The sequence below is a fragment of the Dyella sp. PARNA 12/25 genome, assembly GCF_055702865.1.
On record NZ_JBVQCI010000001.1, the window covers coordinates 937,637 to 963,849 of the forward strand.

The following is a 26,213-nucleotide window of genomic DNA, read 5'->3' on the forward strand; positions in this document are numbered from 1 at the left end:
AGGGGCTTCTCACGGATGGTTTGAACCTCCATATGCCGGCGGTGGGAATTCATAGTCCCGCCACTGATTCGGATTACCGTCCTTGCCGGCTTCGGCGGCCTTGATGATGTTGCGCATCCCGCGCGCGGTGACGTAGTGCAGTACTTGGCGGTTGAAGGTGTCATTGGCGTGGGAGATGAGGATGGTGCGCATGGGTGGTTAGGACGGGCGACGTTGAATGTGCGTCATCCCTGCGAAGGCAGGGATCCAGTGTCTTTCGCTTCGATGTGCGAAAGGCGCTGGATCCCCGCTTTCGCGGGGATGACGGTGAGGGGGCATGGGAGGCTTAGTGGGGTCGCGGGGTGCTTTCACGGTTGGTGTGTTCCTCCCTGAGACGGTGGCAATTCATGGTCCCGCCACTGATTCGGGTCGCTATCCTTTCCGGCTTCAGCAGCTTTGATGATGTTGCACATCTCGCGCGCGGTGACGTAGTGCAGTACGTGGCCGTCGAAGGTGTCATTGGCGTGGCAGATGAGGATGGTGCGCATGTTATGGGCCCAGTCCAATGTTCTTTATGTTCCCTCTCCCCTCTGGGGAGAGGGTTAGGGTGAGGGGCCAATCTTGCGATGTCGATTCATCAAGCGTGGCCTTGTTGTAGGTTTCCGCGAGCACCCGCCCCTCACCCCAGCCCTCTCCCCGGAGGGGAGAGGGAGTCAAGAGGAAAGCGTTCCCCCATACGCCGGCGGCGGCAATTCATAGTCCCGCCACTGATTCGGGTCACCATCCTTGCCGGCTTCAGCAGCCTTGATGATGTTGTACAGCTCGCGCGCGGTGACGTAATGCAGCACGTGGCGGTTGCCGTCGTTGTAGGTATTTTCGAGGTGTTCGAACATGGCGTGGGTGGGTTCGCCGAGCAGGGTGTCCATGTCGCGTTCTTGTGTGCCGTGGGTGTGCACCTTGATGAAGATCCACTCGGGGCGGCCTTCGACGTGGATGCCGGTGCGTACCCAGTGGTCGACGCGTGCCGGTGTGGGTGGGCAGGCGCGGCGTACGTCGGCGTTCTCGATGCGCGGGATGATGCCGTAGCGGCGGTCGTGCCAATTCAGGCCGAGTGGGCCTTGCACAATCATCAGGTCGCCGCAGGCTTTTCCGCCCACACGCACGGGCACGCCGGTGTCGTGGGACTTGGGGCGCGTGGGGTCGTCGGTGGCGTAGTAGATGGCGTTGACGGTGCGCGTTTGGGTGTCGCTGGGCGCGGAGGGCAGGGTGAAGTCGGCGTAGCAGCCCAGCTCGCGCAGCAGTACCAATTCGTTGTTGATGCCGCACCAACGGCCATCGGCGCGCGAGTTGTCCAGGCACCAGTTGCCGTGGATGAAGCCGAAGCGCAGGCGGCCGCTTTGCGGGTCGCGCGGCAGGGCGCCGTGCCGCGCGTGCAGGATGTCGTTGAAGCGGCTGATGGTGGCGCGAAAGTTGGCTTCGGTGTCGTTGTCGTGGTGCAGGTGTACTTCGATTTCGCCGTAGCCTTCAGCGCAGAGCGAGGCGATTTTTTCCAGGTGTTCTTCGAGGTATTCCTCTTCGGGGTAGAAGAAGGTGTGTTGCGGTGGGCGTCCGTCGGCGTCGCGGTGGGCGGAAGCCAGCGTGCGGTAGTCCAGGCACCAGCGGTCGACGCGTTGGCGTTGGGTGGCGAGGTCGGCCTTGTTCCAGGCGGGCTCGAAGTGGTCGACGAAGCAGAACATCACATGCACCTTGCCCTGCGGCGTCGGGCGACGCCGACGCAGGTAGCTGCCGAGCCAGATCTGCATGTTGCGGGCACGCACGGCGGCGGTCAGCGCGACCAAGGCGCAGGCGACCAGCAGCACGGCGATGACGGTGAGCGCACCGGGCATCATGCGTTGGCTCCCGTTGGCACCAGCGTCAGCAGTTGCTCGGCGTTGTTGCGCCACTGACGTTCGCGCACCACGTAGTCGCGGGCGGCGGTGCCGATGCGCTCGCGTTCGTCGTTCTGCAGGGTGAGGTCGAGCACGCGTTGTACGCACAGGGCCGTATCGCCGCGCGGGAACAGCCAGCCGGTGTGGCCATCGCGAATCACTTCGGCCACAGGCGCATAGTCGGGCGCCACTACTGCCACGCCCATCGCCATCAGCTCGAACAGTTTCATCGGCGAGCCGTAGAGGTTGGAGTCGGGCAGCACGGCGTAATCCATGCAGGCGATCCACGCGGGAATGTCGTCGTGTGGCACGCGGCCGGGCAGCAGTACGCGGTCGCTGAGGCCGCGTTCTTCTACCAGGGCGCGCACGGCGGGCAGGGTGCGCCCGTCGCCTACCAGCACCAAGGCGAGTTGCGGCTGCTCGCGCAGGCGCGCGGCGATGGCTTCGACAAAGCCATCCACGCCGTGCCAGTGGGCGAACACGCCGATATGGCCGCACACCACGCGCCCAGTCAGACCATGTTGGCGGCGCAGTTGATCGCGGTCGAAGCGTGTGGGGTTGAAGCGGGTGAGGTCGGCGGCGTTAGGCGAGATGACCGAGGGGGCGATAGCGCCATAGGCGGCTTCGGCTTCCGCGCGGAAGTAGTTGGAAATAAACACCAGCCCGGTGCTGTGGCGCAGGCACCAGCTTTCGACGCGGCGGGCGAGATGCGTCAGGTGCAGTGGGCGCACGCGACGCACGAGGGCGGAGTCGTTGATCTCCAGCACCAGCGGAATGCCGTGACGGCGCGCCAACCACACGGTGGCGAACAGGAACAGCGAGTAGCGCTCGTAGATCAGCTGCGGGCGCTGCTTGCGGATGGCCGCGCCCATGCGCACCAAGGTGACGAGGTTGTAGGCGAGTTCCATGCACTCGAACACAACGCCGGGTAGACGCGCGATCAGGCCGTGCAGGCGGCCGCGCCCGGCGGTGGCCTGGCTGGGCGGCTCATGTTCCGGGTCGGCGCCGGGAAAGGAGATGACGGTGACGTCGTGCCCGAGGTCGCGCAAGGCATGCACGATGCCGCGGATATGCACGCCTTCCACGTGTCGGCCTTGCGTGCGGTGGTGGTAGATGATCTTCATGCGCCATCCGCTGGCAGTGGCTGGAAGGTGTGTCCCCTGGCCAGCCATTCGGGCAACAGCTGGCTGAGCGCTTCGGTGGCTTTGTCGCTGTCGTCGTGCATCAACAGGATGTCGCCGGCACGTGGCGGCTGCGCGCGCAGGCGGGCCACCAGTGCGTCGCTGGTGCCTTGCTGGTAGTCGAGGCTGTCGTAGGACCAGTAGACGATGCTGCGCCGATGGCGCGCGCAGTACAGCAGCAAGGAGGGCGCCATATGGCCTTGCGGCGGGCGCACGCGATGGTGGCGGCGCTGGTCGAAGACTTGCAGCACGTCGTCGGTGCGCTGGAATTCGTCCAGTTTCTGCTGCAGCGACATCGGGCGGAACGACCAGTGGCTGTAAGAGTGGTTACCGATCATGTGGCCGTCGGCCACGATGCGCTCGACCAGTTGCGGGTGCTTTTCCGCACGATGGCCGACCAGAAAGAAACTGGCGCGGATGCCATGCCTGGCGAGCAGATCGAGCAGACGCGGCGTGCACGATGGGTGCGGGCCGTCGTCGAAGGTGAGATAGAGCGCGTTGCCTGTCGCCGGGCCGCGCGTCTGCACTAGCCCGGCAGGCAGCAGGTTGAGCAGTTGCTGCTTCCTGGGCCGGAGCATCATGCGATGGCCCCCACGGATGACGGCGTGCCTTCGGCAACGCCGCGCATGATGGCGTCGAGACGGTCGACGTTGTCTTCCCAGCGAAATCCGGCGGCGTGTGCAGCGATGCGCTCGTCGTCCCAGTCACGCTGGCTGGCTTCGACCAGTGCGCTGGCAAGCGCGGGGATATCGTGGGGTGGCACCAGCAAGCCTGCCCATTCGGGTACGACTTCCGGTATGCCGCCCACACGGGTGGCGACCACGGGCGTGCCGCAGGCCATGGCTTCCAGCACCACGTTGGGCACGCCTTCGTTGTGGCTGGGGAGGCACAGCAGATCCGCGGCGCGGAACCAGTCGCCAAGTTTGTCGTGCGATACCGGCCCTACCCAGGTGACGCGCTTGATGCAGTTCAGTGCGGCGGCGCGTTCGCGCAAGGCCATGCCGTAGGTGCCGTCACCCACGTAGACCAGCCGCGCGTGCGGATGGGCGGCCATCAGCGCCGGAAACGCTTCCAGCAGGTCGCCGCATCCCTTGCTCTCCTTGAGGTTGCCCACGTAGAGAATCAGCGGAGCCTCAGACGACAGGCCGAGTGTCTCGCGCGCCAATTCCCGCGAGCCAGGTGCGAACAGGTCCTGATCGACGCCGTTGTAGAGCACGTGGACCTGGGAGAGCTTCGCGCCCAGTGTCACTGCCTTCTCCGCAAGCGCACGGCTTACCGCCACCACGGCACTGGCGCCGCGCAAGGCGGAGCGGATCTGTATGCGATGCAGCACATGTTCGGCCTGCACGTTGAGATCACTGCCATGCACTTTCACCACGTAAGGAATGTGCAGGCGGCGTGCCAGCCAGCCGGCTGCGGCGGCATCGGGGTAGGCCCAGCTCGCCAGGATGCAGTCGTAATGCGCGGCGCGTATTTGCCGGCCGCGTTGCCACAGCAGTGAAAGCAGCCAGCACAGGGCGTGCAATGGCCTGCCGATGCGCGGCAGGTAATAGAACACGAAGTGGTCGCTGCGAATGTTCTTGACGATCACCTGGCGCCGCGTGGCGTTGTTGCGCTCGGTGAAGCTGACCGACGTCAGCACATCCACATCATGGTGTTGCGCCAGCCGCTCGAACTGCTGGCGATTAAAGGCGCCGCGCAGTGGATCCCACGGCGTGGGAAACAGGTTGGTAAGGATCAGTATGCGTAGTCGCATGGTGCTCGATCCGTCACGCCGTGGTAGAGCAGGGCATAGCGCCCGGCCATGGTTTCCAGTGTGCCGTTTTCTTCCACCCATGCGCGGGCGGCACGGCCGCAGGCGGTGGCGCGCTGGGGTTCGCGCAGCAGGGACAGAATGGCGTCCGCCAGTGCGGTGGGATCACCGGGTGGCACCAGTCGACCGGTTTGGCCTTCGTGCACGATTTCCGCGTTGCCGCCGACGTCGGTGGCAACGATGGGCAAGGCCACCGCGCAGGCTTCCAGCAGGGCAATGGAGTAGCCCTCGCTGAGCGAGGAAAGCACAAACAGGTCCAGCCCTTGCAGCAGCTCGTGCACATCGGTGCGGTCGCCGAGAAAGTGCACGCTGTCGCCCACGCCTTCTTCGGCGGCTTCGCGCTGCAGTTCGGTGCGGAGTTCACCGTCGCCGATCAGCACCAGTGCGGTGTCCGGGCGTTGTGAGTGCAGACGGCCAAACGCGCGAATCAGCCCGACCTGGTCCTTGGCCCAGTTGAGCCGGCCCACGTTGCCGAGCAAGGTGTGCTCATCCGGCAGGTTGAGCAGGCGATGCAGCTTGCCGCGCATGCTGGCAGAGGCTGGCGCAAAGCCATCCAGCGCGATGCCATTGGGCACTACGTGGGTTTTGGGCCAAGGCAGGATGCCCAGCGTAATGGCATCGCGCCGCGCCGCTTCGCACACGGTGACCACGGTGTCGGTGCGCGTGAGTGCGCGGCGGTAGAGCCATTCGCGCCGCGCCGTGTGCTGGTTGATGCCCATGCCGTGGCGTGTGTTGATGACCCGGTCCACGCCGAGCCCCAGGCTGGCCAGCACGCCGAGGTAGTGCGCCACGGCGTTGTGGGTGTGGAGCACTTCGGTGTCGTGCCGGCGAATCAGGTCGCGTGCCCGCGCCAGTGCACGCAAGTCCAGACCACGTCGTTTATGACAGCCGTTGACAGGTATGCCCATTGCGTCGAGTTCATGCGCTTGCGAGCCGGGCTCGAACAGGCACACCACCTGGCAGCGATGGCCTTGCCGGTGCTGCAGCTTCACCAGCTCCAGCACCATGCGCTCCAGTCCACCACGGTTGAGGTTCTCGACGACGTGGGTGATGTTCAATCGGAAAGCTCCGAAACGGTGAGCCGCGTCTTGCCGCTCTTGGTGAGTGGGATGCTGTCGACGAAGTGGCAGTCCACCGTCACGCTGTCGCCGAGCACCTTGAAGATCTCGTGACGGATGAAGGCCAGCGAATCGTCATCGAAGGCGGGGCCGCGCACGATCGACAGATCCAGCCGGTCGAGCTGCCGTTGCACCAGCTGGTATTGGCTGACGCCTTTGGTTTCCTTGAACAGGAACGGGAAAAACATGCCGGGCAGGATGCGGCCGTCCGGTGTGCGGATGGCATCGAGCACGCGGCCATCCACGCGGCTGATCAGCGGCAGGCCGCGCCCGCAGCTGCAGGTATGGTGGGCCGGCGTCGCAAGGTCGGTCGTGGCATAGCGGATGAACGGCATGCCATGGTTGGAGAGATCTGTAACGATCACTTCACCGGTGTCGCCTTCAGCGGGCGCGTCAGGGGTTTTCAGCAGTTCCACCACGAGATGGTCGCTGCTGAGGTGCATGCCTTCGTGGCGATCGCATTCGGCGGCCACCATCATGAATTCGCGGCAGCCGTAGGTATTGAACGCGGGGCAGCCGAAGGCTTCTTCGATAATGGCGCGCTGGAAGTCGTGCACGGCTTCGCCACAGGCAATGAAGGCGCGTGGCCGGTGGACGCGGCGGCCGGTGGCCAGCATCCATTCCGCAAGACGCACCAGCGGGCCCATATAGCCAAGCAGCACCTGCGGCTTGAACGCATCGATGGCGTCGGCGTACTCCGCCATGTTGAATTCGGTCATGTGGAAGCTGTTGACGATGCGGCGCGAGAAGGCAGCGTGGTAGAGCCGGTCCTTCATCTTTTGCTTCCACGGCAGCGTGCCGACGCCGGCGCCCCACAGCATCAGGCTGCGACTGCCCAGTGGCGCGCCCGCCCAGTTGTAGCCACGCCACATCACCGCATGTCGGCGGCTGTTGCTTTCGCGCGTGTAGCCGAAGCGCATGGGCTCGCCGGTGGAGCCACCGGTGGCTTTGTACAGCAGTTTGTCGCGCAGCGAGGTGGCCTTGAGATCCTCGAAATTGGCGCGGATGTCGGCCTTGGTGAGCAGCGGCAGCCGGGCGTAGTCGTCCATGTTGCGGATGTCGTCCGGCGTCACGCCCAGCTCGCGCCATTGCTTCTGGTAGTAGGGCACCTCGCGATAGCAGTGCTCCAGCAGCTGCTTGAGACGCGCCCACTGCAGCTGTGCCATCTGCGCGGGCGACAGCCATTGGTCGCGCTCGTAGCGGTCCAGCCACGATAAGGTGTCGCGCCTTCTCAGCCCTGTTTCGTAGGCGGGGAAAAGTACCCGCCGGAATGCTGTTTCGTAGAACGTACCCATGTGGGGTCCCTCCTGAAACGTCGTGTTACCCCGCCGTTTGCAACAACACGGCCACCAATACATAGAGACCGACAATGCTGCCCATGGCCGCAGGCACCCATCGCCAACCACCGTCGTGCAAGGTGAACAAACGCAAGCCGGGAAGCCGCTGTCGCGCGCCGATGTAGTAGCCGGTGACCACGGCCAGAATCAGGTAGAGCACGATCATGTAGCTTCGGCTGAGGAAGAACGCCGTAGTGAACATGCCGCACAGCGAAAGCAGCAGGGTCAGTGCCAGAGGGCGTTCCTTCTGCCATGCGTCGTTCTGATCAGCGTCACCGGATGTTGGCTTGTAGCGCAGCACGACCGCCATCATCCAGAAGCTGTAGCCAACAAAGGCAAGCCACAACACATAGCCGACAAAGCCTGCTTCGGCCAATACCAGCACGAAGGAGTTGTGTGCGGTCAGTTCGTTGTATTCGGTGAAGTTGCCGGCGCCTACGCCAAACAGCGGATGCGACATGAACATGTGCAGGCCGGAGTACCAGGCATCCACGCGCCCGTTGGCCGATTCCTCACCTGCATCGAGCTCCTGCATGCGTGACGACAGCAGCTTGAGGCAGGCCAGGCCCACCACACCAAGCACACTGGCGGTGAACAGGCCGCGCCGGTACCAGACATAAGCGCCGGCCACTACCAGCACCGCCAGCAAGGCGCCGCGGGAGTTCGTGAGGCGAATGCCATAGAGCAGCAGCGCCGCACCCGCGAGCCAGCCATAGCGTGCGACGAACCCGGCGCGACGACTGAGATAGACAGTCATCGGCAGGGCGGCGACGAACAGCAGGCCGAGATCGTTGGGGTCGTTGAAGATGCCTACGTATTGGACGCGACCGTCTTCGCCCACCGGGATGCCGGTCCAGCCCATGCCGGTCTGTGCTTGTCCCACACTGTGCAATGCCAGTACGAACGAACACAGCACGATCACCTTCATGGTGGTGATGACGTGCTCGCGCGTGGTGCAAGCCGCTGAGAGGATGAAAAAAGCGATCACCGCAGGGCCAAATTTGCCGAGCTGATCCGCCATGCCGCCAACCCAGCCATTGGTGGCCTGCGAAATCATCAGCACCAGCAGAAACGCCGGCAAGACCGCGAATTGCGGCGCGGCGAATGTGCGCGCGCGGGAACCCATCCAGGCCAGGAACGCCAGAATCAGCACCACCGGCAGTACCGGCACGCCCACCAGTGCGGTCACGTAATCCTGCGGACGCACAATGGTGAGTACGAGATAGAGCAGGATCAGTGGGAACATGCTGGCGTCGCCCCGTGAACAGTGGGCCGGCCGGATGGCGGATAGCTCATCAGCCTGGGCAGGGTCAGCATGGCGGCGAACCATCCCGTGCCCATGTTGCGTTCCACCGCAAGGCGGTAGAGCGCGTAGCGGTTCGAGGCGGGTTGCGGGTTGGTGCCGGGGATGTAGCAACAGGCCAGTTCGTAGCCGGCGTCGCGCGTCATATCCATCACGCGCTCGTCATAGGCACGCTCGCCGCCCACCGGATAGGACATGTGCAAGGGCATGTCGCCCAGTTCGCGCAGCAGGGTGTCGCGCGACTCGCAGATTTCAAAAGCCAGTTCGGCCGGCGGCAGCTTGGAGAGCATGCGGTGATGTACGCCATGCGAGCCGAACTCGAAGCCATCCGCGTGCATTTCGCGAATCTGGTTCCAGGTCATGGGCTGGCATTCGGGCGGCGCCACTTCACCAGGCATGCGCCATTCCGTGGCCAGTCGGCGGGTCATGGCGGTTTGGATGAGCGCGTCGAGCTCCTTCATATGGTCAAGCACCATCGCAGCGAGCTGGCGGCGCGCCTGGCGCTCCACGGGCATCGGCATGCTGATGCCCAGCTCAGGCAGTTCGAGTCGCTCGGCGGGGCTGAGCAACATCAGGTGTACCAGCCAGTCGTAGGCATAGGGCCGGCCCGTGTCGATATGGCCGGTGGAAACAAAGAACGTGGCCGGCACGCCTAGCTCGCGCAGAATCGGATAAGCCACGTGGTAGTTGTCGTCGTAGCCGTCGTCAAACGTCACCACCACGGCGTCGACGGGAAGCTCCTTGCCGGCGTTGAGCGTGGCGGCGACGTCGCTGAGGCGCATCGGGTGGTAGTGCGCCTTGATGTGCTGCATCTGCTCACGGAAACCTTCCGGCGTGGCGCTGATCAGTTCCAGATCAAAATCGTAGGTGGCCGGATCGGGCAGCGGCATCACGCGGTGGTAGGCGAGCACGCGCAGATCCTTGCGCCACCACGAGCGCATCCGTTGCAACGAGTGCAGCAGGCCGCTGCTGTAGCACAGCTCGCCAAGCTGTCCTCGCAGGCCAACCTTGGTGCCACTGTCTTCCAATGACGTCACCATAAATTCAGTCCACGATTGCGGGCGAAGGTGACCAGAGCCTGGGCCGCAAACAGATTGAGGTAGAAAAACGCGACCGCCAGCTTCACCGGAAGCCAGTGCGCGAACACTGGCAACAGGCGACCCGCAAGCACCAGTACGCCGCCGAGCAGCAACAGCACGAAAGTGGCGGTGCAGGCGAGGTGATAGGTGGTGAGGTAGGTGGATGTCATGGCCAGCAGCAACAGCAGCCACGGCGCGACGAGACGTAGCAATTTGTGGCTGACGAAGCGGAACCACGCCGGGTTGCGCCACGGTGTCAGCAGCCACGGTGCGAGCTGTACCAGCTGGCAGTTGCCGGCGAGTGTGCGGATCTTGCGCACGCGTTCTTCGGCCGGCACCTGGGTCACGCGATCCCATGCGAGCGCGCGCGGTTCGAAGATCACGCGCTTGCCGGCGGCGATGACGCGCATGGGCACCAGCACATCGTCGAGCACCGTACCTTCGGGCAACGGCTTGTACAGCTCGCGGCGCATGGCATAGATGGCGCCGCTGACGCCGATGGTGGAGCCTGATTGGCTTTCGGCGTAGCGGATCATTTTCTCGTAGCGCCAGTAGGCATCCACGCTGTGGGCAAAGCCGGTTTCGGCATCTGCAAGCAGCAGTTCGCCGCCGGCCGCGCCGACGGTGGGGTCGGCCAGGTTGGCGACCAGTTCGCGTAGGGCCACCGGCGCCAGCTTTTGGCGCACGTCGGTGAGCATCAGTACCTCACCCTTGGCGACGGCGATGGCGTCATTGAGGCAGGCGGCCTTGCCGCGACGATCCTTGAAGTCCAGTACACGCACGCGTGGATCGCCGAAGTGACGCGCGAGACTGGCGGTGGCATCGCTGCAGCCGTCGCAGACGATGATGATTTCGATCTGGTCGCGCGGGTAATTGAGCGTGCCCAGGTTGGACAGCTTGGTCTGGATGAAGCGCGCGCCATCGCGCACGGCGATGACCACCGACACCGTGGGCGTGATGGTCTGCTTGTTTATTGGTTTCGGCGCAAAGCGTGCCTGCAGCCAGATCCACGCGGGATAGCCCGCGAAGACATAGACCAGCAGCAGCCAGCAGGCGATGAACACGGCGTAGGCCAATCCGATCATCTCCATTCCCCCTGTGAACCCGTACACAATTAACGCATCGCTTCCCTGCGTCCTCACCGTCATCCCCGCGAAGGCGGGGATCCAGTGTCTTCAGGCGCTACCGGAAGGCTAAAGTCGCTGGATCCCCGCCTTCGCGGGGATGACGTTCTACTTGATGTTTCCAATGTCCCTTCACGATTGCGGCCCTGTTTTGAGCATGAACAACGCTAGATGCTGATCAGCGTTTCCCGAATAGCTTTCGTAACCTCTGTCCCAACGGCGCCGCTTTCTCCTCGGGCGCCGGCGGTGTTTCCGGCAGCTCCGCTGCCAATGTGCCCAGCGTGCCGTTGGCAATGTCGAGCAAGTTCAGCCGCACGCCGGTGTCACGTTGCACCCGCGCCGCCATCTCCACGGCGAGCAAAGAGTGGCCGCCGATATCGAAGAAGTTGTCGCTGGTGCGCACCTGCGTGATGTGCAACAGATCGCGCCAGATGTCGGCAAGCAGCTGTTCGCCGCGCGTCTTCGGTTGCACGGCGAGCTCCGACAGGTCGTCGGTGTGGGCGCCGGGCAAGGGCAAAGCAGCTGTGTCCACACTGCCATCGGGTAGCAGCGGCAGCTGGTCGAGCAGCACCAGATGCCTCGGTACCTCGTTGGCGGAGAGCGCGTTGCCAAGCACGGTGCGGAGTTGTTCGCGATCCAGCGCATGACCGGGCGCAGCGACGGCGTAGGCATCGACCTGGGTTTCGCCGTCGGCGTTGGTGCGCGCCACGGCGATGGCCTGGGCGACACCGGCTTGTGTGCACAGCAGCGTTTCCGCAGCGGTGGGATCGACGTCATGGCCAAGTACGCGCAGGCGACGATCGTAACGACCGAGTGGCTGCAATTGGCCGTCCGCGAGGCGGCGAGCGCGAATGCGGGTGGAGACAAGCCTTGGCGTGTTGGGCAGGTCGACCGCTCGCAACGACGTTGCGCGCTTGCCGAACGGCGCGCTGAGCGTCTCACCACTCAAGTGCAATTCGCCAATGGCGCCGACGGGGCTGGGGCGCTGCTGTGCGTCCAGAATCCAGGCGTGGGTGCCGGGCAGCGCATGCCCGCTGTGTACGCCATCGTCCGGGCGCTCGATCTGACCGATAGTGGCAATGATGGCGCTGTCGTCGGCGCCGTGCAGGCTCCACACGCCGGCGCTGCGCTTGGCGAGTTCGGTTGCCAGCGTCGGCGGCGGTGCGCTGACGGTGCATACGGCCTTGAGCTGCGGTTGACCTTCCCATCCGGTGGCGAGCAGTGATTGCCATTGCGCAGGCGGTGCAAACACCACGTTGGCGTCGCTGGCCTGTATCAGCCCGGCGAGGGCTTCGCCGTCGGCCTGGTGGTTGCCGAGCACGAACTTCGCACCGCTGCACAAGGGCAGCAGGCGCTCGATCACGGACAGGCCGGTGGTGGTCGGGGCCGTGCCGAGTACGCGGTCGGTTTCCGCGATGGCCAGCGCGTCGCGCGTGCCCTGCAGCAGCTGGGCGAGCGCGCGATGGGTTACGGCAGCGCCGCGCGATTGTCCACGTTCGCCCGGTACATACATTGCAAAAGCAACATCGTCGGGTGAGGGATGTTGATCGCGTGCGCGCTCAGCGGAGGCCGCGATGATTTCGCTGGTATCCGTATCCAGCCACAGGGCTTTGCCGTTGGGCCAGCTCAGCGCGGCGTCCAGCTCCGAATTGCCCACCAGAACCGATACGCCGGCGTCGTCGATGATGTCGCGTAGCCGAGCAGGCGGATCCTCGGGGTCGAGCAGCACCAGCGTGCCACCCGTCTTCAGCGTGCCGAGCAGGGCGGCGAGCCGGCCAACGCCAGCAGCGGCGCAAAGCCCGACGGCGGTACCGGTGCCCACGCCACGCGCACGCAGGCAGGCAGCGATGCGATTGCTGCGTGCTTCCAGCTCCGCGTAGGGGGTATTCCAGTTGCCCACCGCCAGGGCGGGCCGTTGGGGATAACGATCGGCCTGTGTTTCGAACTGCGTGATGACGTCGGTAATCGCCGCGTCGGCGACGTCGTTCGATGTATTCCATTGCCTCAGCTGGGCCAGCTCATCGTCGTTGGCGGCGATCAGTGCGTCGATGGTCTGCTGCGGATCGGCACTGACCCGCGCCATCAGCGTGAGGTAACGATCGCGCTGCAGCCTTGCCGTAGCCGCCTGCAGGATGTCCGCGTTGTAGGTGACGCCGCCAAGCAGCCCCTTGGTGTTCTCCAGGAACCACAGGCCCAGGTCTTCGGTGGCGCCACTCTGGAACAACAGGATCTGCTCGTGGTGCAGTCCACCCCAGTCGACGATGCGCTGGCGTGCGTCCTGGAACGAGAACAGCGCCTGGTACAGCACGGCGCCATTGCCATGCCCGCTGCGCAGCTCGCGTTGCAGGTATTCCAGCGGCACATCCGGGTGGCCGAAGCTTTCGATGGCGGCGTCCTTCACCTGCCGCACGAAGTCGATGAAGCGTTGTGACGGATCGACACTGATATGCAGCGGCAGCAGGTTGTTGAAGTAGCCCATCACCGCTTCGACTTCGGTCTGGTTGCGCGCACGCACGGGCGTACCGACCACCAGGTGGCGTTCGCCGGTCATGCCGCTCAGCAGCACGTAGTACAGCGCCAGCAGGGCCATGTTGAGCGTGGCGTCCGCCTGGCGCGCCACGTTGTGCATGGCGTCGGTGGCGTCCTTGGGCACGCGAATCCATTCGGTGCGGCCGACGCCCGACATGCCCGGGCGGCGCGGATGGTCGGTGGGCAGCGCACGGGTTTCCTGCGCTTTGGCCAGGCGGTTCTGCCAGTAGCCCAGTTGTGCCTTGAAGGGTTCGCTCTCCAGCCAGGTGGCGTGCCACGCGGCGAAGTCGCCGTAGCTGACGGGCAATTCGGGCAGCGGCGAAGCGCGACCTTCGGCAAAGGCTTTGTAGAGCTGTGAGAGTTCGGCATACAGGATGTCGAACGACCAGCCGTCCCATATGATGTGGTGCGGCATGAAGAAGAACACATGCTCGTCGTGTGCCAGCTTGAACATGTGAGCGCTGAACAGCGGGGCGCGCGTGAGGTCAAACGGCGTGTCGGTGAGCTGTTGCAGGCGCTGCATCAGCACGGTCTCGCGCTCGCTCTCCGGCAGTGAGGAAAGGTCCTCCGCCGGGAACAGCGTCAGTGCGATGTCCTGCACCACTTGTTCCACATCGTCGCCGCTGCGCTGGAACGCGGTGCGCAGGATGGGCTGGCGACGCATCATTTCCTGCAGGGCCTGATCAAACGCCGCTTCGTGGAGCGCGCCGCTCAGGCGATGGGCCGAGGGTGCGTTGTAGGTGACGCGGCCGGGCTGCAGTTCTTCCAGTGCCCACAGGCGGCGTTGCATCAGCGACAGCGGAGCGCGCTGCTGATCGCCGCGACGACGGATGGCCGGCGCCGCGACAGCCGTGCCACTGGCCTTGAGCTGGTCGATGGTGGCAGCGAGGCTGGCGATGGTGGGCGCGTCGAACAGGGTGCGGAACGACAGGGTGATTTCGAACTCGCGGTTGAGGCGTGCGGTGAGTTGCGCCGCCAGCAGCGAGTGACCACCAAGGGCGAAGAAGTTGTCGCGCACGTCGAGGCCAGGCAGGGCGAGCACGGCTTCCATGGCGGCGGCGACGCGCTGCTCGGTATCGGTTTGCGGTGCCTGGCGTTCGCGGCTGGCCGCTACCGTCTGCACCGGTGGCGCGGGCAGCGATTTGCGGTCGATCTTGCCGTTGGGCAGCAGCGGAATGGCGGGCAAGGCCATCATGTGCTGCGGCACCATGTAGTCGGGCAGGCGCTGACGCAGCCGCGGACACAGGTCGGTTTCCTCGATGGCGGCGCCTTCGGTGGGTACTACATAGGCGACGAGCCGCACGTCGCCGGGGCGGTCTTCGCGGGCCACCACGACGGCACGTGCCACCTCAGGCAGGTCAGCAAGCGCGGTTTCGATTTCGCCGAGTTCAATGCGGTAGCCGCGAATCTTCACCTGGAAATCCAGACGCCCGCGATGTTCGAGCTGGCCGTTGGCTAGCCAGCGGCCACGGTCGCCGGTGCGGTACATGCGCGCGCCGGCCGTACTGACGAACGGATCGGGAAGAAATCGTTCGGCGTTGAGTTCGGGGCGATTGAGATAGCCCAGAGTGACGCCATCGCCGCCGATAAACATCTCACCCGGCATGCCTAGCGGGCAGGGCGCGGCGTGTTCATCAAGGATGTAGACCGTGGTATTGGCGATCGGCTGGCCGATGAAGATGCCGGCGCGCGGTGCATGCACACGCCACAGCGTGGACCACACGGTGGTCTCGGTGGGGCCGTAGACATTCCACAGCTCGGCGCAGCGTTCCAGCAGCAGCTCGGCGAGATCCAATGGCAACGGTTCGCCACCGGCGAGCGCTTTGAATCCGGCGCGACCCGGCCAGCCCGATTCAAGCAGGATGCGCCAACCGGCGGGCGTCGCCTGCATGAAGGTAGCGCCGCTTTCCTCCACCAGTTTGCGCAAGGCCGCGCCGTCGCGCACGTCGTCATAGCTGGCCAGCACGATGGCGGCGCCCACGCTGAGCGGCAGCATCAGCTCCAGGAAGGCGATATCGAACGACAGCGTGGTGACGGCGACCAGGCGGTCGTCTTCGCCGATGCCCGGCGCCTGCTGCATGCTGCTGATGAAATTGGACGTGGCGCGATGCGGGACGCGCACGCCTTTCGGTTTGCCGGTAGAGCCGGAGGTGTAGATGAGATAGGCCACCGACTCTGGCGTGGCGGCTTGGTCATCGCGCGGCAAGCGTTCCGGGCTGGCTGCGTCGATGGCAGCGGCATCGCGCGTGAGCGATAACACTTGTGATTCGGGAAACGCGAAGGCGGCTGAGGCGGTGTCGTCGACGATCAGTGCAGCGAGAGCGGCATCTTCCGCCATGAACGACAGTCGCTCCGCCGGAAAACTCGGGTCGAGCGGCACGTAGCCGGCGCCCGACTTCAGGACGGCGAGCAACGCGGCGACCATGTCTGCGTTGCGTGACAACGAAAGGCCTACCAGGCTGCCGTGACCAATGCCGCGTGCACGCAGCACATGGGCCATACGATTGGCACGCGCTTCGAGCTGCGCGTAGGTCTGTGGATGGTTGCCGGTGGCGATGGCGATACGCGACGGTGCGCGGTCCGCTTGTATTTCGAAATACTCGTGGGCCAGTCGCTGCGAAGGATACGGCGAGCGCTCGGGCTGCAGGGCTTGCAAGGCTACGCGCGCGGCATCGGATACCAGTGGCAGCGCCGCACCGGCGGTTTCCGGTGCGGTCGCAGCATGACGCAGCAAGGTGGCATAAGCATCCAGCCAGGCACGGATGGTGGCGGCATCGAACAGATCGGTGTTGTACTGGCATTCCAGACGCACGCCGCCGTTGACCTGGACGGCGTTGACGAACAGCTCAAAGTTCTCGAAGGCGCGCGGGTTCCCAGCGAATTCGAACGAGAGCCCCGGGAAGCTCACCGTGCGCTCGTCCAGCGCCTGATCCAGATTGAACAGCACGCTGACCAGCGGCAGCCGGCCCGGGTCGCGCGGCAGCGCCAGACGTGCCAGCAGGCTGCCCAGCGTGTATTGCTGGTGGTCGAAGGCGTCGAGCAGATCACCGCGCACCTGCACCAGGCTGTCGGCAAACGGCGCGGCGGGATCGATGGCGACGCGCAGCGGCAGTACGTTGACGCAATGGCCCACCAGCGCATCGTGACCGCCCGCGGCCTGACCGGCGGAAGGGATGCCGATCACCACGTCATCCTGGCCACTCAGGCGCTGCAACAGCAGGCCGAATGCGCTCAGCAGCGTGGCATACAGGCTGGCGCCACGTTGCGCGCCCATGCGCTTGATGTCGGTGATCAGTGCGGCATCGAGTGTCAGGTCCTCGCGGCGCGAGGCGAAGCTGCGATGGCGCGGGCGCGGATGATCGGTGGGAAGGTCGAGCGAGGGCGTGGCATCAGCGAAGCGCTTGAGCCAGTACGCTTCGGCGGCCCGACCGTCCTCGCTTTGCGCGTGCGACGTTTCGGCCAGTGCGTAGTCGGCGAAAGCGTGCGCCGCTTCAGGCCCAGGGCTCGCGCCCAGTTGCTGCGCATACAGCGTCGCCAAGTCGTGAACGATCACGCCGAACGACCAGCCGTCGCACACGATGTGATGTGCCGTGAACACCAGCAGGTGATCCTGGGGGTCCAGTTGCAACAGCTCGGCGCGGACCAGCGGCCCTTTCTCCAGATCGAAGGGTGTGGTCACGGCGTGCTGAAGGGTCAGCTCGATATCGGCGTCGCGCTCGTCCGCGCCCAGCCAGGATAGGTCGCGCACAGGGCAGGGAAGATCCTGCTGCGCGGCGATATACAGCTCATCACCATCGTTACTGAAGGTGGCGCGCAGGGCTTCGTGGCGATCCATCAGCTGCTGCAATGCAGCCTGCAACGCCGAGACGTTCAATTCGCCATGCAGACGCAGCGAGATCGATTCGTTATAGGCCAGCGACGCTGCCGGCTCGAGCGTCGAGGCCAGCCACACTTCGCGCTGCGGTGCTGTGGGTGGCACCACGCGCGAAAGCGCAGAGCCCGCAAACGGATCGTAGTCCACGGCCACTGATGCGGCGGACAGCGGCAAGTCGTTCGGGCTCATGCGTTGACCCTCATGTATTTGCCGGGCACGTCCGGGTTCGGAACGAACCAGGCGGGGCTGCCGTCCTGATCCTTGCCGAGCCGCGCACCGATCACCGGTGGGCGGTTTGCGTCGAACGCGAGCGTTTCCACATTCTTGTTACGCGGCAGAAATTCGGCTTCTTGCATCTCCAGCACCGATTCCTTGAAGGCCTTGGCGATGGCGACGAAGTCCTGCTCGCTGTGCGAAGTGGTGAAGAAGCAGGGGAAGTTGTCCAGCACGTGGATGCCGCGGCTGCGCATCATGGCGAACAGCAGATCCTGCAGCGGGTGGTCTTCGGTAAAGCTGGTCTTCCACACCGACGAGAAATGCACTAGCTGGATCGGTGCGCCCACGCTGGCGCAGAACGCATTGAGTTCGTCCATCAGCAACGCGGTGCGCGCGTTGAGGCGCTCCTGCAGGGCGGCACCGTTGGTCTTGAGGTGATCGAGCACGGCGTGCGCGGCGGCCAGGGCCAGCGGGTGGCGTACGAAGGTGCCGGCAAAGTAAGTGACGCCGACGGTGGGGATCGATGCGTCGCCGTACTGCCAGCTGCCGCCATCCAGTGCATCCATATAGCGACGCTTGCCGGCGATGACGCCGATCGGGAAACCGCCACCGACCACCTTGCCGTAGGAGGCGAGGTCCGCGTCGATGCCGAGCACCGCTTGTGCACCGCGTGGATGCGAACGGAAGCCGGTGACGACTTCGTCGAAGATCAGCAGTGCGCCGGCATCTGCCGTGATGGCGCGCAGTTCCTTGAGGAAGTCGCGCGGCTGGAAGTCCGGGCGACGGCTTTGCACCGGTTCCACCAGTACGGCGGCGATGCTGGAGGCGCGCTCTCGGATGATCTGCAACGACTCGGGCGTGCCGTAGTCGAGCACCAGCACGTTCTCGGAGGTGTTGCGCAGAATGCCCGGTGCCGCCGGCACGGAGCGCAGCTTCTTGGTGCCGCGCACGATTACTTCGTCGAAGATGCCGTGGTACGAACCGGTGAAGATCACTAAGGTGTCGCGACCGGTAACGGTGCGTGCAATGCGGATGGTGCCCATCACGGCTTCGGAACCGGTGTTGCACAGCGCGGCACGATCGAAACCAGTGAGCTCGCACACCTGCTCGGCCACTTCGCCCGCGAGTGGATGCTGCGGGCCGATCTCGTAGCCGGCGTCGAGCTGGCGGCGTACGGCGTCGAGCACGAAATCCGGCTGCCAGCCGAACAGGTTCATGCCAAAGCCATTGAGCGCATCGACATACTCGTTGCCGTCCAGGTCCCACACCTTGGAGCCCTTGGAGCGGTTGATCACGATCTGGTAGATCATTTCCTTCAGCAGCGGACGGAAGCCGTTGACCACACGCGGATCAGCGAGATGGTCGCGGTGGCGCTGCGTGTATTCCTTGGAGGCGCGGGTGCGGTCGATATAGCGACGCATGAAGGCGTCGAGCCGGGCGCGCTGGCGTTCGGTGAGTTCCGTCTGCGTGGAATGGATGCGTGCGATGGCGCCGAAGGCTTTCTTGACGTCGTAGGTGGTGTGGGCGAGTGAGGCTTCCTCGTCCTGTGAAGCCGCTGGCTTGTTGGTCGGACTGGCGGCGGCCACGACCGGCGCTGCTACGGGTGCGACCGCAGGCGCGACGGCGGGTGCGGCGGCAAGAGACGCGCCGGCCAGCAAGGCCAATTGTTGCTGCATGATCAGCATCTGCTGCTGGATCACGTCCTGCATCACGTTGCCGGTGGCGGAAGGTTGAGCAATGGGCGTGGTCATGGCGGCGACCGTCGGTGTGGGAGCAGCACTGGCAGCGGCCGGTGCAGCGGTATCGGGTGGCAGCAATTGATCGATGTGCGTGGCGAGACGCTCGAACGTGGAGAACGACTCCATCAGCTCGCGGAAGGTGATCTTGAGCGCGAAGGTCTTCTGCAACTGCAGGGCAACCTGGGTCAAAGCCAGCGAGTCCAGGCCGAGTTCGACAAAACCGGCGGTGGGATCGACGCCTTGCAGCTCGGTGCCGGCCACATCTTCGAATAGCTCGGTGAGCTGGGTCATCAGGCGGCTGACACGCGCAGAACCAGTCTTCGCGTCGGGGAGAACGGCATCCATGGGACTCTCCGCAAGAGGTGCAGATGGTGGGTTGAACAGAGGAATGATTTGAGCGGAAGGCGCGAGCGCTGGTGTCGCTGCCGGCGCAGTGGCGGTGCTCTGCGGCGCGGCATCGATCCAGTGGCGCTTGCGCTCGAACGGATAGGTAGGCAGCCGCACGCGGTGACGGTGCTGGCGGCGATCAAGCACGCACAGGCCAAGCGATGCACCGGCGCACCACAAACTGCCCACGGCGCCCAACCAGGTGGCATGCTCGCTATCGGGCGCGTCGGCGAGTGACGGCACGATGGTGCGCCCGCGACTCTGCGCATGCTGCCGTGCCAGTGTGGTGAGCGCCGTGCGCGGCCCGAGTTCCACGAACACGGCCTGGGTTTGCTCCAGCTGGGTGGACAGTGCCGTGGAAAAACGCACGGTGCCGCGCAGGTGGCTGGTCCAGTAATCGATGGAGCACGCTTCCTGGTCACTCAGTGGCGCGCCCGTGAGCGTTGAAATGATGGGAATGGCCGGCGTGGATAACGCCACGCATTCCACTTCATGGCGGAACGGCTCAAGTGCCGGATCCATCATGGCGGAATGGAAGGCGTGCGAGGTCTGCAGCAGGCGGCAGGCGATGCCTTCGCTTTCCAGGGTGGCCTTGAAGGCTTCGATATCCGCCGTCGTGCCACTGGCAACGCTGGCCTGCGGCGAATTCTCGGCGGCAAGTTGCAGTGATGGCGGCAGGCGAGCGGCGAGCTGGGTCGCATCCATGCGCACCGACAACATGGAGCCTGCCGGCATGGCCTGCATCAGGCGCCCACGTCGCGCGACCAGTCGCGCACCATCGGCAAGGCTCATCACGCCAGCGAGCACGGCGGCGACGAACTCACCGACGCTGTGGCCAATCATGGCTGCCGGATGCACGCCAACCGAGATCCAGAGCTTCGCCAGCGCGTACTCGATGGCAAAGGTGGCGGGCTGGGTGAGCGACGTTTCACGCAACGCATTGGCGTCATCGGCAAACAGGCGCTCGCGCAGGTCGAAGCCAAGCTCGGTGGTCAGCAGTTGCGCGCACTCGTCGATGGCGGCGCGGAATACCGGTTCGGCGGCATACAACGCGCGCCCCATGCCGGCGTACTGGGAGCCCTGGCCGGGGAACAGAAACACCACGTCAGGTGCGGGGCTGGTAGTGGCGCGTGCATTCGATGCGCTCAGTTCGCGCAGGCGCGCCGCTGCCTCGTCAGCGCTGCTGGCGACCACGTGAAGCCGTTGGGTGAAGCCCTTGCGTCCCTGATAGAGGGTGTAGGCAACGTCGGCGAGGTTTTCGTCGGGATGGGCTGCGAGATGGCCGGCAAGCCGCACGGCGGCCTGATGGGCAGCCTCCGCCGAGCGCGCAGAAAGCAGCAGCAATTGCGCTCCCTGAGCGGGCTCGGAAGGTTCGCTGAGCGGCGGTTCTTGCAGAATCACATGGGCATTGGTGCCACCGACACCGAACGAGCTGACGCCCGCGAGTCGCGGACCGGCATCGGCAGGCCATTCTCGCAAGGTGTCGTTGACCACGAACGGCGAGTTGGCGAAATCAATCTTCGGATTGGTCGCGCTGAAATTGATGCTGGGTGGCAGCAGGCGCTCGCGCAGGGACAGCGCGGTCTTGATCACGCTGGTGGCGCCGGCCGCCATCACCAGATGGCCAACATTGCTCTTCACCGAGCCGATGGCGCAGAAGCCGCGCTCGTCGGTGTTCTCGCGGAAAGCGGTGGTGAGCCCTTCGATTTCGATGGGGTCGCCCAAGGGCGTGGCGGTGCCGTGCGCTTCGACATAGGAGATGGAGCGCGCGTCGACACCTGCATCGTCCAACGCCATGCGGATCACCGCGGCCTGACCTGCGCTGCTCGGCGCGGTGAAGCTGGCCTTGATGCCACCATCGTTGTTGACGGCGATGCCGCGCACGAGCGCGACGATGGCGTCCCCATCGCGCTGCGCATCCGAAAGCCGCTTCAGCAGCACAACGGCCGCACCATCGCTGAACACGGTGCCCTGGGCCTGCGCGTCGAACGTGCGCGTGTGCCCATCGGGCGAAAGCATGGAGCCTTCCTGCGAGAGATAACCGCTGCGTGGCGGGCAGGTGATGGACGAGCCGCCGGCCAGTGCCATGTCGCATTGCCCGTTGCGCAACGCGGCAACGGCCTGGCAGATGGCGACCAGCGAGGTCGAGCAGGCCGTGTTCATGCTGATGGCCGGCCCGGTGAGGTTGAGCTTGTGGGCGACGCGAGTGGCGAGATAGTCCTTCTCGTTGGCCAGCATCACCTGGAATGCGCCGAGCTTGTCGATCAAGTCGGGGCGGCTGCTCAACTGACGCTGGAAGTAGGTGGCGTTATGCATGCCGCCGAACACGCCCACGGGTGCCTTGTGTGCGTCGGGCTGGTAGCCGGCGCGCTCCAGGCACTCCCAGCAAAGCTCAAGGAATACGCGTTGCTGCGGATCGGTGAGCTCCGCCTCGCGCGGCGACATGCCGAAGAACGGCGCGTCGAAATCCTCGACGCCGTCGATCACGCCACGGGCCGCGACGTAGGCGGGGTCGTCGCGATCCGTGGCGGGTACCGCGGGGTCGAGTTCATGCGGTTGGAAGTAGCTGATCGATTCCCGGCCTTCGCACAGATGGCCCCAGAACGTTTCCACGTCGCTGGCGCCGGGGAAGCGGCCGGCCATGCCGATGATGGCGATGGCTTCACCGGGATCACCTTCGCGGCCGCGACCGATGCGCGAGGCGAGTGCAGAGCGAGTGTCGTGTCCCGCAATCAATGCGGCCAGAGCGGCAGGCGTCGGATGACCGAAGAACGCCGGAATGGTGGGTGTTGGCGAGAGCTCGGCGTGGATGCGCGCGAGCGTGCGCACGGCGAGCAGCGAGTGGCCGCCCAGCTCGAAGAAATTGTCGCAACGCCCCACCTGATCGAGGCCTAGCGCATCGGCGAACAGCGCACACAGCTTCTGTTCCACCGCACCGGCTGCGGGTACGTAAGGGTCGGCCAGTTCGGGACGGCGGCCATCCGGCGCGGGCAATGCGCGACGGTCCAGCTTGCCGTTGGCTGTGACGGGCAGGCTATCCAGACGCAGATAGATGGCCGGCACCATGAATTCCGGCAGGGCGTGCGCCAGATGTTCGCGCAGCTGACGTGCCGTGGTGTTGCCGTTTTCCGCAACGTAGTAAGCGACAAGGCGCTTCTGGCCGGGGTGATCCTCGCGTGCCAGCACGGCACCAGCGCGTACGCCGGGGATGCGTTGCAGCGCGGCTTCGATCTCGCCGAGTTCGATGCGGAAGCCGCGAATCTTCACCTGATGATCGGTACGGCCAATGAACTCCACCGCGCCATCGGGTAGCCAGCGCACCAGATCGCCAGTGCGATAGAGGCGCTCGCCGGGCGCGCTGAAGGGATCGGGTACAAAGCGTTCGGCGGTGAGCACCGGCTGTCCGAGGTAGCCGCGTGCGAGGCCAGCGCCACCGATATAGAGCTCGCCGGCGACACCTACCGGCACGTGTTCGCCCTGGGCGTTGAGCACGTGCAGGGTGGTGTTGGGAATGGGGTGCCCGATCGGTACGGAGTGTGCGTGCTCGTCCAGTGCGCGCGGAATCGCGTAGGTGGCCGAGAACGTGGTGCATTCCGTGGGGCCGTAGCCATTGATGATGGCGACGTCCGGCAAGGCGGCGTAGGCCTTGCGGACGTGTGCGACGGACAGTGCTTCGCCACCGATCAGCAGCTGGCGCAATCCTTCCAGGCGGCAGGCGTCGTCATCGACGATGGCGTTGAACAGTGCAGCGGTTAGCCAGGCAATGCGTGCGTCATGCCGCTGGATGGTGCGGGCGAGGCCGCAGCCGGTGGGGATACGTTCGCCGTGGATGATGCAGGTGCCACCATTGAGCAGCGCACCCCAGATCTCCAGGGTGGAAGCATCAAAGCCAAGCGGCGCCGCATGCAGCACGCGGGGCGCGTTGTTGAGCGTTACGTAGTCGACATCGCGCACCAACCGGATGATCGAGCGGTGCATGATCTGCGTGCCCTTGGGCGTGCCGGTCGAGCCGGACGTGTACATCACATAGGCGAGGGCATCGCCTTCCAGTGCTGGCAAGGATGCCTTCGGCACCGGCGCTTCCAGCTGATCGAGCGGCAGGAAGGCCATGCGGGTGCCCGCTGGCGGCGTGGTGCCGAACGGTGCGATGACCAACGCGGCCTGTGCGTCGTTCAGTGCAAAGGCCAGCCGTTCTTCGGGGTGGGCTGCATCGAGCGGAAGATAAGCCGCGCCGGCCTTGAGGATGCCGAGGATGGCAATGATGGCGTCCGCCGAACGTTCCAGCAGCAAGCCCACGACATCGCCCGGCTTGACGCCCGCGTTGGCGAGGCCCGTGGCGACGCGATCCGCGAGGTCATTGAGTTGGTCGTAGCGCAATGAAGTGTCGCCAGCGGCGACGGCGATGCGCTCGGGGTAACGGCGCGCCACGGTGGCGAATAATGCATGCACCGTATCGCCGACCTGGCGAGGCACGTTGGTGTCGTTCCAGGTGTGCAGCATCTGCTGGCGTTGCGCGGCGTCGACCAGGTCGATGTCCGCGATCGAGCCGTCGCCCTCAGCCGTCAACGCAGCCAGTGCACGTTTCACGCAGTCGCCAAGGATGGCGATGGTCGCCTCATCAAAGGGGGAGCGGAAGTTCACCCGTACACACGATGCCTCGATGTCCAACTGCCAGATGCTGTGCGCAGGGGCATCGACAGATGGGAGTTCGCCGCTATCGACGACACACCAGGCGTGCTGGCTTGACGCACTCGACGTTTCATCAAGCGCATGACTTACGCGATCGAGCCATTCGCGACGCGCTGGCTGGCGTGGCACCTCTACCTGCGCCATGCGCTGTTGCCCAGCCACGAGCGCCCATGCGTTGATGTGGACGGCACCTGTCAGCTTTGACTCGACCAACGCCATGGCCGCACGCATCAGCTGTGTTGGCGCACAGGGCAGGGCGCCGACGCTGTCAATGACGAACACTGCCTGGTGCCACTCGTTATCGGTGGCACCGGTAGGGCGCGGCAAAACGTCGAACAGGGTGATGGCAGTCGAGTCGACGTCTTCGGTAGGTGAGCTGTGCGCGTTCATTGCATTCACGACATCCGCTTCGATCACAAGAGCAGGCTCGCCGCAGGGCGCTTAGTCCGCTACGGCGTAGGCTGTACGGTGGGCCAGCGAAGGACACGCTGGCGGACGGCTGCCGGCACCGCGCATGGCGATCATCGCTGCCGCGCTGGCATAGCTGAGCCGGTCGAGCAACGGGTGTTGGCCGATGTTGGGTGGCTGGATGCCCTTGCGTCGCATCAGGTCGTGCATGACGTGTTCCATCGCGTTCTTTCGCGTGGCGTTGGTGCTGTAGGTGAGGCTGATGGTGATCGACGGCTCGTCGCCGGTTTCCACCATGTGCGGGCTGGTGATGGGCATGTACACGCCCATGCCGGGGCCCACTTCGTAGACGTGGGCACGCTCGCGGAACGCTTCGCTCCACTTGACCTTGTCCAGCTCATGGCGCGAGTGGAAGCAGTCGCGTGCCAGCTCGCTGCACACTTCGATGTCTTCGGCATCCCACACGTACACTTTCTTGGTGCCGTGGATCTGCAGCAGGATGCCGTGGTTGCGATCGATGTGAAACGGCGTGATGGTGTTGGGCGAAGCAATGAAGATCCATCCGGCGCGGTAGTACATGCCGGGGTCTTTGCGCTCGATGTGCGGCATGATGGGATCGAGCGCGCGATCGATCAGGGCGCGATAGGTTGGGTCGGCCTGCACGTGACGCAGCAACATCCACGCCTTGGCGTCGTTGATGCCTTGCACGGTGTCGGTGACGGAGCGCCGGTTGGGATACAGGCGCGCCACGTCATCGAAGTTGGCATCTGCGCCGGCGGTGTTGTTGAAGGTGAAGAGGTGGCTGCTGCCCTGGAAGCGTTTGCCGAGGGCGACGAGCTGATCCGGTTGCAGCAGCGGGTGATCGGCCATCTTGTGGCGCACGGACTGGATGCGCCATGGGTCGAATTTTTCCCAATCCATCTCGATCAGAGCGGCCGTGCTGGCGTGCATGGCTTACACCCTCCCCCGCGTGGTGCGGTACTACCTGTCGAATGAGAACCCCTGTGTGCCGTTGTCGATCAGCGTTGTCGGGCGAGTGAACGCGGGTCGCAACTGGCTGGATTGCAGGGGGATTGTCGGCTGATCAGGTGTTTTTTTCCCTAGACCATCGAGGCTATTCCTGCCTCTATGGCTTAGTGCCTATGGCTGGGTGGGTGGTGTTGGTAGGTGGCGATCCTGGTCCGTTTGTTTTGAGGTGTTGGTGTGTTCGACCGAAGGAAATTTCGCAAGTGGTTTGGCGAAGCGTGAGCTTTTAGCTCCCTCTCCCCTTTGGGGCACGCGGGGAGTGGCCATGGATGGCCACAGCTTTGAGGAGCGAGGAGAGGGTTGGGGTGAGGGGTGGGTGCTCGCGATAACGCGTGTCCCTCTCGCCGTCACCCCGGCGCAGGCCGGGGTCCAGTGACTTTGCTCTCGGCCTTGAATCTAGCGATCTCGCCAGCGTGCCGCCTACGCGGCGGGCGTTTCGATCGTCTGCCGACGCTCGAGTCACTTTTCTTTTGCTGGCCCAAA

14 protein-coding genes are annotated in these 26,213 nt (G+C 64.8%); all 14 read right to left on the minus strand.

All coding sequences use genetic code 11. The features are described from left to right. Window positions 1-9: 9 nt before the first annotated feature. Window positions 10-192: a hypothetical protein gene (locus AC0GUR_RS04470; protein WP_472876260.1), complete on the minus strand. Its 183-nt coding sequence runs from the start codon at window positions 190-192 to the stop codon at window positions 10-12. Window positions 193-347: 155 nt separating this feature from the next. Beyond that, complete coding sequence (locus tag AC0GUR_RS04475; protein ID WP_472876261.1) at window positions 348-527, minus strand: hypothetical protein; 180 nt, start codon at window positions 525-527, stop codon at window positions 348-350. A gap of 165 nt (window positions 528-692) precedes the next feature. Beyond that, entirely contained in the window at window positions 693-1,868 is a 1,176-nt protein-coding gene (locus AC0GUR_RS04480; RefSeq protein WP_472876262.1) for a hypothetical protein, read from the minus strand. Next, complete coding sequence (locus AC0GUR_RS04485) at window positions 1,865-3,031, minus strand: glycosyltransferase family 4 protein (RefSeq protein WP_472876263.1); 1,167 nt, start codon at window positions 3,029-3,031, stop codon at window positions 1,865-1,867. Before AC0GUR_RS04485 ends, AC0GUR_RS04480 begins: the two co-directional genes overlap by 4 nt. Beyond that, window positions 3,028-3,669 (minus strand): polysaccharide deacetylase family protein, encoded by a 642-nt coding sequence (locus AC0GUR_RS04490; RefSeq protein ID WP_472876264.1) that lies wholly within the window; start codon window positions 3,667-3,669, stop codon window positions 3,028-3,030. The genes AC0GUR_RS04485 and AC0GUR_RS04490 overlap by 4 nt, the downstream gene beginning before the upstream one ends. Beyond that, on the minus strand, window positions 3,666-4,844 hold the full coding sequence (locus AC0GUR_RS04495) for a glycosyltransferase family 4 protein (RefSeq protein WP_472876265.1): 1,179 nt from the start codon (window positions 4,842-4,844) through the stop codon (window positions 3,666-3,668). Before AC0GUR_RS04495 ends, AC0GUR_RS04490 begins: the two co-directional genes overlap by 4 nt. Then, entirely contained in the window at window positions 4,826-5,959 is a 1,134-nt protein-coding gene (locus AC0GUR_RS04500; protein ID WP_472876266.1) for a glycosyltransferase, read from the minus strand. Before AC0GUR_RS04500 ends, AC0GUR_RS04495 begins: the two co-directional genes overlap by 19 nt. Beyond that, entirely contained in the window at window positions 5,956-7,314 is a 1,359-nt protein-coding gene (locus AC0GUR_RS04505) for a phenylacetate--CoA ligase family protein (protein WP_472876267.1), read from the minus strand. The genes AC0GUR_RS04500 and AC0GUR_RS04505 overlap by 4 nt, the downstream gene beginning before the upstream one ends. Window positions 7,315-7,339: 25 nt before the next feature. Then, complete coding sequence (locus AC0GUR_RS04510) at window positions 7,340-8,602, minus strand: O-antigen ligase family protein (protein WP_472876268.1); 1,263 nt, start codon at window positions 8,600-8,602, stop codon at window positions 7,340-7,342. Beyond that, window positions 8,590-9,699 carry a polysaccharide deacetylase family protein gene (locus AC0GUR_RS04515; RefSeq protein ID WP_472876269.1) on the minus strand — a complete coding sequence of 370 codons (1,110 nt, stop codon included), beginning with the start codon at window positions 9,697-9,699 and terminating at the stop codon, window positions 8,590-8,592. The genes AC0GUR_RS04510 and AC0GUR_RS04515 overlap by 13 nt, the downstream gene beginning before the upstream one ends. After that, window positions 9,693-10,823, minus strand: a complete 1,131-nt coding sequence (locus tag AC0GUR_RS04520; RefSeq protein WP_472876270.1) for a glycosyltransferase family 2 protein — start codon at window positions 10,821-10,823, stop codon at window positions 9,693-9,695. Before AC0GUR_RS04520 ends, AC0GUR_RS04515 begins: the two co-directional genes overlap by 7 nt. 217 nt (window positions 10,824-11,040) lie before the next feature. Continuing rightward, a complete protein-coding gene (locus AC0GUR_RS04525; protein WP_472876271.1) occupies window positions 11,041-17,454 on the minus strand; it encodes an amino acid adenylation domain-containing protein in 6,414 nt (2,137 codons plus the stop codon). Beyond that, window positions 17,451-24,686 carry a hybrid non-ribosomal peptide synthetase/type I polyketide synthase gene (locus AC0GUR_RS04530; protein WP_472876272.1) on the minus strand — a complete coding sequence of 2,412 codons (7,236 nt, stop codon included), beginning with the start codon at window positions 24,684-24,686 and terminating at the stop codon, window positions 17,451-17,453. Before AC0GUR_RS04530 ends, AC0GUR_RS04525 begins: the two co-directional genes overlap by 4 nt. A 51-nt stretch (window positions 24,687-24,737) precedes the next feature. Further along, window positions 24,738-25,655, minus strand: coding sequence for a cupin-like domain-containing protein (locus tag AC0GUR_RS04535; RefSeq protein ID WP_472876273.1), 918 nt, complete (start codon window positions 25,653-25,655; stop codon window positions 24,738-24,740). Window positions 25,656-26,213 lie beyond the last annotated feature (558 nt).

Bases quoted from the DNA above. Each gene is read 5' to 3' on its own strand.
- AC0GUR_RS04505 (WP_472876267.1), bottom strand. From the start codon at position 7,314: ATGGGTACGTTCTACGAAACAGCATTCCGGCGGGTACTTTTCCCCGCC.
- AC0GUR_RS04515 (WP_472876269.1), bottom strand. From the start codon at position 9,699: ATGGTGACGTCATTGGAAGACAGTGGCACCAAGGTTGGCCTGCGAGGA.
- AC0GUR_RS04470 (WP_472876260.1), bottom strand. From the start codon at position 192: ATGCGCACCATCCTCATCTCCCACGCCAATGACACCTTCAACCGCCAA.
- AC0GUR_RS04535 (WP_472876273.1), bottom strand. From the start codon at position 25,655: ATGCACGCCAGCACGGCCGCTCTGATCGAGATGGATTGGGAAAAATTC.
- AC0GUR_RS04525 (WP_472876271.1), bottom strand. From the start codon at position 17,454: ATGAGCCCGAACGACTTGCCGCTGTCCGCCGCATCAGTGGCCGTGGAC.
- AC0GUR_RS04530 (WP_472876272.1), bottom strand. From the start codon at position 24,686: ATGAACGCGCACAGCTCACCTACCGAAGACGTCGACTCGACTGCCATC.
- AC0GUR_RS04520 (WP_472876270.1), bottom strand. From the start codon at position 10,823: ATGATCGGATTGGCCTACGCCGTGTTCATCGCCTGCTGGCTGCTGCTG.
- AC0GUR_RS04490 (WP_472876264.1), bottom strand. From the start codon at position 3,669: ATGATGCTCCGGCCCAGGAAGCAGCAACTGCTCAACCTGCTGCCTGCC.
- AC0GUR_RS04495 (WP_472876265.1), bottom strand. From the start codon at position 4,844: ATGCGACTACGCATACTGATCCTTACCAACCTGTTTCCCACGCCGTGG.
- AC0GUR_RS04485 (WP_472876263.1), bottom strand. From the start codon at position 3,031: ATGAAGATCATCTACCACCACCGCACGCAAGGCCGACACGTGGAAGGC.
- AC0GUR_RS04475 (WP_472876261.1), bottom strand. From the start codon at position 527: ATGCGCACCATCCTCATCTGCCACGCCAATGACACCTTCGACGGCCAC.
- AC0GUR_RS04510 (WP_472876268.1), bottom strand. From the start codon at position 8,602: ATGTTCCCACTGATCCTGCTCTATCTCGTACTCACCATTGTGCGTCCG.
- AC0GUR_RS04480 (WP_472876262.1), bottom strand. From the start codon at position 1,868: ATGATGCCCGGTGCGCTCACCGTCATCGCCGTGCTGCTGGTCGCCTGC.